Source organism: Spirulina sp. CS-785/01 (assembly GCF_028330525.1).
GTDB lineage: Bacteria > Cyanobacteriota > Cyanobacteriia > Cyanobacteriales > Spirulinaceae > JAQMSD01.
The window spans coordinates 1-12,255 of the sequence record NZ_JAQMSD010000260.1; the positions used below are offsets into that span (position 1 = coordinate 1).

Consider the following 12,255-nt stretch of genomic DNA (forward strand, 5'->3'; position numbering starts at 1 on the left):
GTTTGGAGTCGCCCTCACCCCCCAACCCCCTCTCCCAACCTTGGGAGAGGGGGAGAAAATGTCTCTCACAAGTGTCTGAAACAACGGTGTCTCGTTCTACAATTTCTCACCTTGACAGGGCTGGGTGGGCAATGCCCACCCATAGAGCGTTTCAGGATTTATTAGTGGCTTTCGATACCGAAGTCCATATTAATCGTTAAAGCATTGATAGTGTGGAGGTATAGATGTGGCTGAAATCTGTGGCATTCTTGCCGGAATTCTGGTTCTGATCCTTCTATTTAAACCCTTTTTTGGTGATGGAGATGGGTTTTGGGAATGTGTGCGCTTTTCGTTCATTCCTGATATTATCTCCTGTCTCCGAGGAGAATGGGCAAGAGACTGGTGGGCTGAACTGAAACTCAATGTCTGGTTCTTTTGCGGGGTACTGGTGGGGGGATTAGTCTATGTGGGGATAGAGAAACTGAACTGAGCGATAGTCAGAAACAAGTTTCAGGCAACCTGCTCCCGAACAAGACTCCCCAAAAGGCTAAACTCCCGACGGTGAGAAGTCAAGCACCACTCAAGTTCATTGTTCATTGAAACCCGTTTCTCTCCCCAAAGAAAGGCGGCAAACTCTACCGAAAGTAGGGATTCCCTAGTTTTCCCTTGCAGGTCAGTCCCCAATCCCACTAAGCTATATGGGGGAGGGGGGGATAAAAATCATCGCTTTATCCTGATATCGACCCTCCATGAAAAAATTGAGAGATTACGAGCAAGACCTTATGTTTAAAACATTGATTTCTACCCTGAAAACCCGGTTTCCCGCAGAAACCGTATCTGCTCACTGTGATGGGCCTTGTGGGGTGTATGATCCCTCCTCTGCTCGCATCGCCGCAGAAGCTGTGGTATCTATGACTAAGAAGCTGCTGGACTTAGAAGTTCCTAACCCCAGTGATAAAGACGCTGTGGTTAAGTATCACAACACTTTTTCTCGCTATGTCCAAATTAAGGAAGAACAAGCTCAGATCACTAAAGATGAGTTGTTGATCCTCTGGACTGACTACTTTAAGCCCGTTCATTTGGAGAAATATCCCGATCTTCACGATACGTTCTGGAAAGCGGCGAAACTCTGCTCTGCGTCTAAGGTAGAAGTGAGTCTCGAACACGCTAATGAGTTAATGGCGGCGGTTGAGAAAATCCACAATATGTTCTGGGAAAGCAAAGATCGCAATGTACCTTGGTACAAAGCCAGCTAGTTAGCTAGGTCTAAGATAGACAAGACGAAAAATCTTGAGGGATTGGGTGTTTACCCAATTCCTATTTTTTGGGTAAGGGGGAGAGAAATGTTGGCTGATACAAACTGGCGGGAGTTTTTACTCTGGGTGTTTCGTCAACGACGACGGTTTCGGGTGATGGGGGAGTCGATGTTGCCGCTTCTGCAACCGGGGGAGGAGGTGTTGGTGGATTTTCGGGCCTATAAAAGGTGTTCCCCCCAAGTGGGGGATTTGGTGATTGCTCGACACCCCCAGAAACGGGAGTTACAACTGATTAAGCGGGTGAAGTGGATACAGGAGAATGGGGATTGTTTTTTGCTGGGGGAAAATTTGGCGGCGAGTACGGATAGCCGTCAGTTTGGCGGGGTTTCTCCGGGGTTGATTTTAGGCCGGGTGACTTGTCGGTTTGCTTAGGTGTCCCATTGTTGTTGTAGGGTGTGGTGGATGTCTCGGAAGTCATTCCAGGGGAGATAGGGTTTGTTTTCGGTTTCTAGGTATTTGACGAGGCGATCGCGGGCAAATATCCTATCTACATAAAAAGCCATGTTCACATCCGTCAGAGAATCCCCAATGGCTATGGTTTCCCCGTCGGTGTGGTGTTGAATGACTTTCACTTTGGCCACTAATTCGGTGTCTCCTTCAAACCGTTGCGGGGGGACAATGATTTTGTCTTGACGGGGGTCCACTTCGATGGCCGTGACAGAGGCGACTCGTTGGAGTAGGTTTTCTCGCTGTAATACCCGTTCTACCATGCCTTTGAGTCCCCCAGACACTACATGAAAGGGGATGTTGTGATGATCCAAAAAGTCGATCAATTCCGGTAAACCGGGGCGAATGGGTTTATCATCCCCAAAGGCAATGGCGGCCTCATACTGAGAGGAAGGAATGGACTCTAAAATTTGTCGCACTCCTTCCCGTAAGGTGATTTTTTTTTCGTATAACTGGGGCAATAATTCAGCACACAGTTGCGGGGCAAAGGTTTTCATCATTCCCGCAAAGGTTTCTACTGCGGTAATGGTCCCATCAAAATCACAAAAAACGGTGGGTTTCGTGGCTACTTGAGTCAATTGTTCTGATCTCCTACAGTACGTTAAACGGAATTATTGTACCGCAAGGCGATTCACCCTGTTAGCTACTCGTTACCCCTAAAATAATTCCAAAAACGACGAAGGCAAGGACAATAATTACTATGGCAACTAGGGTGATGACGAGTAACCAATACTGCAACCGATACAGCTTGCGTAATTCCCCTAATGCCCCCATTAAGTTTTCAATATCACTGCCTTCTGTGGTGACAATGCGCCGAAATGCACTGGCGGCATTAAGTGTCCAAATTCCCACGAATAATTGTACAACGCCTTGCATGATTGTTGCTAATCCAGACTCTAGAATGGTGATTAATCCGCCCAAAATGGCTAAAATACTAATGGCTATTAAAAAATAAGCCACAAAGCGCATTTTGTTGGCTAAGTCTTCGATGAGAGAGTTTTGGGACTGACTAAACTCATATTCTCTATTTTTGTTAAACTCGTATTCTCTGTCTTGAGAGTCCATTGTTGATGTCTTGACAATAAGGTTTACGAATAAGATTCAAGGGAAACTGACCTCACGCTTCATTATACAGAATCCGGTTTCGCTTGTAATGTTTTTTTGAGACTATGCTTTGGGTTTTTATCATCAAACAACCAACAACGAACAACCAATAACTAACAACCAATAACCAATAATCTACCCTAAAGTATGTTCATACATTCGATAGGTTTTATAAATTTTTGCGCCGGAGGCTTCAATGATTTTTCGAGAGGCCATGTTGTCTTCCCAGACATAGGATAATTCTGCCCATTTGTAAGGTTTCCCTTTTTTAATTCCGGCTTGGAAGGCGACGTAAACTAAGGCAAGGGCAACCATTTTTCGTCGGTATTCGGGGAGGGAACAAATGGCTAAAACGCGCCCCCGGTTAATTTGTCGCCGATACCATAAAAATTTTATTATTCCTAGCCAATTTAATTTCCCATTTAAATGTTTAAAGACCATGTTATAATCGGGTAATCCCATGAAGAAACCGACCATTTTTCCTTGATCTTCGGCAATGGGAAAGACTTCGGGATCAACTACACTTTTTAATTCTTCGGCTTCTTCTAAGAAGTCTTCTTCACTTCGCGCACTGGAACTCCAATTATTGGTAAATGCGGTGGTAAAAAGGTTATATAATGCCCGACAATCTTGTTTAAACCCTTCCCCTTTGGTGCGAATGGGGCGAAAAGTGACACCGGATTTTGTGGCGATGCGATAGGCTTTTTCAAATTTTGGCTCTAGGACTAAATCAATGGGAAAATAGTAGGCATAGGCATCTTTGGCTTTTTGCCAGCCTGCTTTTTCGAGGAATTGGGTATAATAGGGGGGATTATAGGGCATCATCATTACGGGGGGACTGTCAAACCCATCGACGAGAAAGAGACAACTGTTGTGGGTGGAGAGGTTAATGGGTCCTCTGGCCAAGGTCATTTTGCGATCGCGCAACCAATCACAAGCCACCTGTAAAAGCCTCTCAGCCACCTCAAACTCCTCGATCACCTCAAAAAAGCCAAACACCCCCACATTCTTGCCTTCTCGCTCAATTAAACGGTGATTGACGGCGGCCACAATGCGACCTACAGCCTGATTATCTCGCCAAGCGAGAAACGGTTGTAATTCCCCATAACTGCGAAACGCATGATCTGGACTCAATAATTGTTTTTCGCTACTACGAAGGGGTTGCACCCAGTTAGGATCATCTTGATACACCAATTTTGGCATATCTAAAAATTGCTCTAATTCTTGGGATGTGGTGACGGGTTTTATGGTTAAGGCCATAGGAGGTTATAGTTGATAGTTAGTAGTTTATAGTTAATAATTGATAGTTGGAAGATGGGGAATATGAGGAAGAATAAAGAATCAAGAACAAACCAAAAACAAAAAACAACAAATCACTAAACTTATTGCCCGATTGTCTTCTTACGGGCAGGAGGCCGGGGAAAATCACTTTCATCGTAGATTTCTCCGACTAATTCTTCTAAAATATCTTCTAAGGTTAATAACCCAACTGTTCCCCCATATTCATCTACTACAATAACAATATGGAGGCGTTGTTGTAGCATTTCTCGGAGTAAACTAGAAATGCGTTTGGTTTCGGGGACGTAAACAGGCGCATCCATTACCTCACTGACTAACACTTGAGAGCGTTTTTCTTCCGGTAAACCTCGTAAATGTTGTAAGGCTTGTTTGAGGTGGACAATGCCCACAATTTGATCCTTAGACTCCTCTTGAATAGGAATCCGAGAATATCCCGTTGTTAAACACAGATTGAGTAAGTCTTGTAAACTGGCTTCATGGGATAAGGTTCGCATATCAATGCGCGGTTTGACTACATCTTTCGCCATGACTTCATCTAGCATTAAGGCTTTATTGAGTAAGTCATGTTTGTAATAGTCGAGCTTCCCTTTCCCCCCTAAGACTTCAATCATTAATTGTAAATCGCTGAGAGATTCCCCTTCTGGACTGCCTTTATTTTGTCTGGACTGAACCATGTAGATCATCCGTTGGGTAATCTGTTCAAAAACATAAATTAACCCAAAAAAGGAGAAAATTTTGGATAACCAATAAATTGGCCGCACGACCAATTTAAACAGGGGCATAGCGTTGAGAATGGCGAGGGATTTGGGGGTAATTTCCCCAAAAATTAACACCACAATGGTGATCACTCCTGTGGCAATGCCTAACCCTGCATTCCCTAACCACATGGCAAATAAATTACTGGTCAATACTGTAAGAAAAATATTGACCAGATTATTTCCTAGCAATAAGGTGGTGATAAATCGGGCCCGTCGTTGTAGGACAAGACGGAAGATTCCTTCGGGGTCGCCCTGTTGTTTGATGAGTCCTCGGAGTTTCAGGTCATCTAGGGCCGTGATGGCGGTTTCTGACCCGGAAAAACAGCCAGAGAGGAAGACCATAAACAAGGCCGCTCCAATATCGACCCAGATTGAACCGAGGAGAGGACTTGCTTGAGCGACTGCTAGGAGAGGTGAGGGTAGAGAAGACAAAATCGTTGTTCAAACAATAAGGACTATGGGTCAAAAACTCCAGTCTCTAGGATGGCTGAGACTCCGTGAGGGTGGGTCGTCTTTACCCAGTTGGACGGGGGGAGTTTGGGACGGTTACTCGGTTATATGGCATAGGCGGTGGATAGGGCCCAGACGATAAGGGCGATAATACTCCCTAGGACGAGGATGGATGAAAGAAAGATAACGGAGGGTTTATCGGCATTTTTAAATTTCATGATGCCGCGATTTAAGTCTGACATGGTTCTGTTTTCCTAATTAACTCACAACTCACCACTCAATTTTAGAGCTTTCTTGGGGGGATCACGTCCCGTTTTCTGATTTTAACAATTCGGCTATGATGGTTGAGTTGCAGTTGGGGGCGACAGGATGGGTTGGTTTGCGATCGCAGCAATTGTTCTAGTCGGCGTAATTCTACTAGAATTCGCTTTGCGAGGAGTCTTTGGGTTTGGGAATCCGCCGTTATATCTGGGGGATGAGGAGATCGGTTATTTGCTCAAACCGGGGCAAACAGTGCGACGGATGGGCAACCGTATTGAGATTAATGAATATTCAATGCGGGGGGAAACGGTGTCTCCGTCTCGTCAACCGGGGGAATTCCGGGTCTTTTTAATTGGGGATTCGGTGGCCAATGGGGGATGGTGGACGGATCAAGGGGAGATTATTTCCCAGTTAATGAAGCAACGGTTAGAGCAACAGGGGTTAACGTGGGTACAGGTGTTAAATGCTTCGGCTAATTCCTGGAATCCTCGTAATGAGGCGGCCTATTTACGACGGTTTGGCCTGTTTGAGTCGCAGGTGTTGGTGGTGTTGATTAATACCGATGATTTGTTCGGCACACCGCCCACTGCGCTGCCTGTGGGACGCGATCGCACCTATCCTGACCAAAAACCTATTTTAGCCCTTATGGAGCTATATCAGCGTTATCTTGCCCCTTCTCAGAAGATTCCGGAGTTAAAAGCGATTCACCAGGAAGGAGGCGATCGCGTGGGAAAAAATCTGGCTGCCTTGGCAGAAATGCAGGAGTTTGCCCAACAACAGCAAGCCCAATTTATTCTAGCGTTAACCCCCCTATTCCGAGAAATCGGTGAACCCGGTTCAAGGGATTACGAAATCAAAGCCAGACAACGGTTACAGGAATTTTGTCAACAACGGAATATCCCCTATATTGACTGTTTACCCATTTTTCAAAATACCGAATCCCCCGACCAGTTATTCCGCGATCATATCCATCTCAGTCCATCGGGAAACCAGCTTGTCAGCGAGGTTTTAGCCGATGCTATTCGGAAAGTTGAGAGTTGAGATGGGGGAGATGGGGGAGATGGGGGAGAACAAAGAACCAACTATTCCCTGTTCCGGAGTTCCCTATTCCCTGTTCCCTTGTTCCCAAACAACAACTTATCAACTAATCCTCATCTTCAGTAGGAAGGAGAGTTAATAACACCCCCTGAGAGTCGGTTAACTGGAATTCCTCCAAATTGTCGATCTCAACCCCTGGGGAGGCAATTGCAACCTGCCATTCTGACAAATCTAACTGCAACCATTCCCCCAAATTAATTGTAGCGGGATCACCCCCCATGTGCGTCACCATAGCAATTCGCTCCGCATCATCCTCTGGGTTACTGCGTACCCCATAAAAGATCGTTTTCTTCTCATCACTAATCTTATTAAAACGGTCAATCCCCGACAAATTGTGATGTAACCAATAATGCTTATGGCGGAAACGTCGTAGATTCAGATTATACTTCACCTGCACCGGATTCAGGTCTTTGCCATAATGGGACACATTACAGACATCAAAACAATCCTCCATAAACAAGCGAGCAAATGCCTTGAGACGGTCTAAATCTAACTTACTCAAGAAGCGTAACATCCCAGACCGCCTTAACCCTTTCACTTCGGGAATTTCGCAATATTCACTGTTGGGTTCATCCATGCAAATGCGGATGGCTTTCACCACCTCAGAGATATTGTAATCTTTCTGCATCATCACCTCTTGCAGAATGCGGCCAAACTCCCGCAACTCGCTGAGATACTTAAACCCCAGTAACTTTAAGCGACTAAAGGCTTTGCGATGTTTATACATCTCGGACGTAATTTGCCAATGCAGAAAGCCAATTTCTTCAGATACCACCTTCACCCCATACCGTTCATCGGTATTCCGGAAAAACATCCAAGGGGCCCGCATTGTTGCATTGATAAAGTCCATGGGTAAACCTGGCATAAACCCATAGACCCACAAGGTAACTGCCGGGTTATCATAGGCATTCTTGAGGACTTCGGCCAAATTTTTCCCCAAGTTCCAGTTAATATCGGCTTTGGTGTCCACTTGGTTGCCCCGTCGCACGGTATCATGGTTAGCACATCCGGTGATCCAATGGTCTCCGGAGTACATCACTTCACACACCCTGCGCCATTTTTTCTCCCAAAAGCCTTTTAAGGTGGGGGTATTATGGGCAAAGATTAATGGCCCCCATTGATAGGACTCTGGTTTTAATTCAATTAACTCTCGATAGGTGGAAATTTCCTCCCACCCCTCTTGGGGCCAGGGCCGGCCATCTTCATAAATGGTAAAGAGTAACCGTTGACACCCTTCAATTTCTTGGACTAAATCCCCCATGGCCATCAGGTAGGAGTCATCATACTCTACCTTGCCACTGAGGGGGTTAAAGAAGCGAAAATCTTGGCCACCGTCCACGCGAATGCCATCGGCCCCGGTGTTAATTTTCCGACGCTGCATTTCGAGGAAAATGGCCCGCACCATGGGGAATTGGTGGTTTAAGTCCTGTCCGTACATATTGGGTCCTTTCAGGAATTGGCGAGACAGGAGGAGTTCCGATTGGTTGTCGGCGTGGCCGTAAACTAAATCATAGATGACTTGAATGGGGCCGGTGGAAAAGTTGTGCAGGGTGCTGATTAAGTCAATGACTTCATCGGGCCGCAAACTGGATAAGAGGGCGGGATTGGTGGCACTTGAGCCTAAAATGGGGACATCATAGCCCCAGTCTTGGGTGTGGGGTTTGGAGAGTTCGATGGTGATGGTTTCGTCGTCTTCTTCGGAGACGAAGGAGAAGAATTCACTTTCGGGACTGTATTCATCCCGATATTCGATGGGGGGTTCAGTGGGGAGGAATTGTACGGCATCGTAGCCGATGAAGTTTTCTTCGGCGGGGGTTAGGGGTTCGTCGTTGTCGAGTTTGTGGGAGATTTTTTGATAAATTTTGTTGAGGCCGGCGAAGCTGTTTTCTTTGGAGGCAGCCCCGATATGAATTTGTAGGATATTGTGGGGGGCCCGGACGCGGGGAATGCGGGTTTTGCCGGAGGCCAGTTTGATGGGTTCGTCTCCTGGTAAGACGGAGGCACTGGTGCGCCGAATATAGTCTAAGTCTTCCCGGTTGGCTTGTAGGCTGTCTAGGTCGTACAGTTCTGCGGGTGCAAAGACTCCGTAGGGGAGGGAGATGGCCAGGGGGTCGCGGATGGCTTGTAGTTCGTCGTTTTGATCGACGTAGCGTAGCCAGTAAAATGAGCCGAATTGTTCACGAGTGCCGGGCCGCATTCCTTCGACGACTCCCCAGTGAAATTCGCCGTCTTGAACTAGGTTGATGCGATCGCGCCGAAATCTGACGGTTTGGGCGGTGGCGTGGGCATCTATGGTATCAATGGGGGTGAGGACTTCTAGATAAATTTCTAGTTTCCGCATCACTTGGGCGATCAGACGGGGGGTCCAAAAGCCAATTTCGACTAATCCGTCTTTGCGGTAATGGGCCCCTAGTTTGGTGGCTACTTCTTGGGATTTTTCAAAGACGGTTAACTGGGAATGTTCGATTTCATGCACCCAGTCGATTAGTTCTTGGGTGGCATCTTCTACCAGTGAGATCGAGGGTTTAACTGCTGTTGTGATCACGCTAACTTCTGAGTTGACTGCAATTTTCGGTCTTCTGTTGTTTATTTTGGCTAACTTTTGCCTGGTTTAACGGGGGGATGTTGAAGTTTTTACTAATTTTTCCTGAGAGTCAGGAGTTAAGAGAGCAAGGAATCAACATCCCACGGTTTTGAGGTATCTACTGTTACGGTATAGGGTTTTTCACGATCTTGGAAGGCTTCGGCCTGGTTTTGTTGCTGGGTGAGGAGGTCGGTGGTTGCGTCGGAGATGTCTCCTTGGCGAGTTTGCAAGCGATCGCGCAATACCCCCATCGGTGCAGTACAATGAACAAATCGCACGGGAGTCCCGGTACTTTGAGCGTACTCTAGGAGAGGAGTCCGCCAAGTGAGACGGTCATATTTTCCATCTAAGACGACGGTAAATCCTTGCTCGACTAATAGTTTACCGAGTTCTGCCAGTCTTGCATAGGTGGCTTGGCTCATTTCGGGACGATAAATATCGGGATTTCCTTTTTCCTTGAGGCCAATTCCGGCTAAATGTTTACGGACGGCATCGGTACGGATGTGAATGGCCTGGGTTTGTTGCGCGATCGCACCCCCAACTACGCTTTTCCCAGTCCCCGAAATCCCGCACATCACATACAGTTTACCCGGGTTTCGTTGGGTATAACTATAAGCCAAATGATAATACTGTTGGGCGGTTTGGGCGGCCTTTTGTTTCTCACTGTCCGGCACTTGAGCATCATCTAGTAAAAAGGACGTGACTTTCGCTCTCACGTAGGCTTGACGACTTAAATAGAGGGGTAAAACTTGCACCCCTTCCCAATCCCCCGTATGCTCCAAATAGGTGTTTAAAAAGACATTTCCCAAGGCTGGACAGTCTTTCGCATCTAAGTCCATGACGGCAAAGGCTACGTCGTACATAACATCCACAAAGCGAAAGGCTTTATTAAATTCAATTCGGTCAAACAGTTGGATTTTATTCTGCCAATAACAAATATTTTTTAGGTGTAAGTCTCCATGACATTCCCGAATAAAATTTCCCTCTTTTCGGTCTTGCAATAAATCTATTTTTGTGCTAAAAAATGAATCTGTAAATTGTTTAGTTTCCTGATATTGCTGTTGAGTTTGCACTGGCATATCATAGAATTCTCCAATATATTTTTCTGTCTGCTGATAATTCTCATCAAAGGCGGGTTTAATGGCGTTAATTGTGCCATAACTTTGAATCTCTGGACTCTGCTTCGCTTGTTGGTGAAACTGAGCAACAACTTCCCCTAACTCTCGCATATAGTCAGAGTTTAGCGTCCCTTTTTTATACATTTCACTGAGGAGACAAGCTTGGGGAAATTGCCGCATTTTTAGACTGTACTCCACCGGAGACTCGTCTCCCTCTAAACTAAACTCATTGCCCGCTTCAAAAATAGGTAAAACTTCGATATAAATATCCGGAGCAATCACCGAATTCAATCTTAATTCTTCTTGTAAAAAGTGGTGACGCTTTTCTAAAGTCGAATAATCAAAAAAGCCAAAATCCACCGACTTTTTCACCTTATAAGCATACTGACCTGTTAAAAACACATAAGACGCATGGGTTTGTACCATTTGAATCGGCTCTTGGACAGGATGAGAATAAAACGAAGCATTTTGCATTCCTTGGATTAAACGAGCTTTAGAATCTGCCATCTTGACTCCTCTGATTTGCTTGTAAAAAATAGATGCTAGGGAATAATTTAAGTTTAACAAAATTTGCTAATAAATTAAAATCCTAATCCCCCAAGCCAAGAATTGTTTTAATTACCCTAAACCGGAAAGAAATTCCCTTCATTGAAACCTGAAATTGAGGCTAAATGCTCGCAACCCTTCCAATATATCTAGAGAAAATTAGCCTAAACAAGCCTCAACTCCGCAAAACTCCAGAAGGAGAAAAATATTGTTAATAATTAACCCCTTAAAATACCTTGAGGAAACCATCATGCCAACTAGCTAAAAAGACTTGCACCTTCAGGACTACTTATACTATAATCTCCCCTTAACTGGACTATTGTTTGTCCCTGCTTTTTTATCCTCTGTAACCTTGTGTCTTAAACAAGGCATCTACCATGACTAAATCACAAGTATCTCCTACCTCTGAGTTACAAAGTGCGATTGATCGTTACAGCCACGCCTTAGATTCTGTGGAGAAAAAATCCCCTCAACCTTCAGAATCAGAAATCTTAGAGGTGTTATTGGCCCGGGATGAAGTCAAAAGCACCTTAGAAGGTATCACCGATGCAGAGACTCAACAAGTCGAGACCTTAATTAAACTCGATGATCGCTTAAACAAGCAAGCGCGAGTCATTGCCCGTTGTGGGAATTTACCCGACTGGCGAAAATCGGTCAAACCCGATGATTCCGCGTGGTGGTGGTTTTTTCAAACCCGAAAAAAGGTTAATCAATGGGATCGGATGGATTGGCTGTGGAACTTACTCTCCGCAGGTTGTTTAGCCATTACTGCCAGTCTCTTTATCACCATCTTTCGGTCCTTAGCCGTAGGGGGAGGAATCACTTGGCAACAATCCTTTGCCGGGATTGCCCAAGGGACAGGTTTAATCGTCCTTGCCCAAAGTAGTTTAACCTCCAAAGGGCAAGAGCGCGTGCAAAACTTATTAAGAAATCTGGGAATTCCCGACTACTTGTATAGTGAAGCCACTTTTAGTGCGTCCTTAGTCCTCTTGCTGATCTCCGGGGCGGCTTATTACCAAATGCCTGGATGGTTAAAAGAGAAAGGCCAAGAAAACTATCATATGGGCAATCTCTCCCAAGCTGAAAAGCGGTATCTGCAAGCCTTAAACTTAGACCCAGAAAACGCCAGCATCAACCTCAGACTGGGAGAAGTTTATGAGCTAGGGGCGACAGCCCCGCGCTCTATCCGACAGGGTGAGCGTCGGGAAGGATAGCCCGACAATTTGAGGATTCGATGTCCGAAAATTGTCAATCAGGAGTATTCTGTTTCTCGACATAAGATTTTAGTTGGGAAA

General features: G+C 45.6%; 13 protein-coding genes. 6 read left to right on the top strand and 7 right to left on the bottom strand.

What is annotated here, in order from left to right:
• The 4 genes from PN462_RS17020 to sodX all read left to right on the top strand — a co-directional run.
• Positions 1 to 200, top strand: a 200-nt coding sequence (locus PN462_RS17020; protein ID WP_272130018.1) for a hypothetical protein, incomplete at its 5' end; no start/stop codon positions are given.
• A gap of 26 nt (positions 201 to 226) precedes the next feature.
• Positions 227 to 469, top strand: coding sequence for a hypothetical protein (locus PN462_RS17025; RefSeq protein ID WP_272130019.1), 243 nt, complete (start codon positions 227 to 229; stop codon positions 467 to 469).
• A 292-nt stretch (positions 470 to 761) separates the two neighbouring features.
• A complete protein-coding gene (gene sodN / locus PN462_RS17030; RefSeq protein WP_272130020.1) occupies positions 762 to 1,235 on the top strand; it encodes a superoxide dismutase, Ni in 474 nt (157 codons plus the stop codon).
• Between the two features lie 87 nt (positions 1,236 to 1,322).
• A complete protein-coding gene (sodX, locus tag PN462_RS17035; protein WP_272130021.1) occupies positions 1,323 to 1,667 on the top strand; it encodes a nickel-type superoxide dismutase maturation protease in 345 nt (114 codons plus the stop codon).
• Here the strand turns inward: sodX and PN462_RS17040 are convergent.
• From PN462_RS17040 to PN462_RS17060, 5 genes are all read right to left on the bottom strand, one after another.
• Positions 1,664 to 2,320, bottom strand: a complete 657-nt coding sequence (locus PN462_RS17040; RefSeq protein ID WP_272130022.1) for an HAD-IB family phosphatase — start codon at positions 2,318 to 2,320, stop codon at positions 1,664 to 1,666. The two genes, sodX and PN462_RS17040, sit on opposite strands and share 4 nt — an antisense overlap.
• Positions 2,321 to 2,381: 61 nt before the next feature.
• Entirely contained in the window at positions 2,382 to 2,807 is a 426-nt protein-coding gene (locus PN462_RS17045) for a hypothetical protein (RefSeq protein WP_272130023.1), read from the bottom strand.
• Between the two features lie 174 nt (positions 2,808 to 2,981).
• The gene (locus PN462_RS17050; RefSeq protein ID WP_272130024.1) at positions 2,982 to 4,106 is read right to left on the bottom strand and encodes a GNAT family N-acetyltransferase; all 1,125 of its coding nucleotides are present in this window, start codon (positions 4,104 to 4,106) and stop codon (positions 2,982 to 2,984) included.
• A gap of 122 nt (positions 4,107 to 4,228) precedes the next feature.
• A complete protein-coding gene (locus PN462_RS17055) occupies positions 4,229 to 5,335 on the bottom strand; it encodes a hemolysin family protein (RefSeq protein ID WP_272130025.1) in 1,107 nt (368 codons plus the stop codon).
• 122 nt (positions 5,336 to 5,457) lie between these two features.
• A complete protein-coding gene (locus PN462_RS17060) occupies positions 5,458 to 5,595 on the bottom strand; it encodes a hypothetical protein (protein ID WP_272130026.1) in 138 nt (45 codons plus the stop codon).
• 127 nt (positions 5,596 to 5,722) lie between these two features.
• Between PN462_RS17060 and PN462_RS17065 the strand changes: the two genes are divergently transcribed.
• Positions 5,723 to 6,655 carry an SGNH/GDSL hydrolase family protein gene (locus PN462_RS17065; RefSeq protein WP_272130027.1) on the top strand — a complete coding sequence of 311 codons (933 nt, stop codon included), beginning with the start codon at positions 5,723 to 5,725 and terminating at the stop codon, positions 6,653 to 6,655.
• Between the two features lie 103 nt (positions 6,656 to 6,758).
• Here PN462_RS17065 and gghA read toward each other — a convergent pair whose 3' ends face one another.
• Both gghA and PN462_RS17075 read right to left on the bottom strand, forming a co-directional pair.
• Positions 6,759 to 9,254: a glucosylglycerol hydrolase gene (gene gghA, locus PN462_RS17070; RefSeq protein ID WP_443029201.1), complete on the bottom strand. Its 2,496-nt coding sequence runs from the start codon at positions 9,252 to 9,254 to the stop codon at positions 6,759 to 6,761.
• Between the two features lie 119 nt (positions 9,255 to 9,373).
• Positions 9,374 to 10,921, bottom strand: a complete 1,548-nt coding sequence (locus PN462_RS17075) for a bifunctional aminoglycoside phosphotransferase/ATP-binding protein (RefSeq protein ID WP_272130029.1) — start codon at positions 10,919 to 10,921, stop codon at positions 9,374 to 9,376.
• Positions 10,922 to 11,337: 416 nt separating this feature from the next.
• Here PN462_RS17075 and PN462_RS17080 point away from each other — a divergent pair, with 416 nt between their 5' ends.
• On the top strand, positions 11,338 to 12,174 hold the full coding sequence (locus PN462_RS17080) for a tetratricopeptide repeat protein (RefSeq protein WP_272130030.1): 837 nt from the start codon (positions 11,338 to 11,340) through the stop codon (positions 12,172 to 12,174).
• The last annotated feature ends 81 nt before the right edge of the window (positions 12,175 to 12,255 follow it).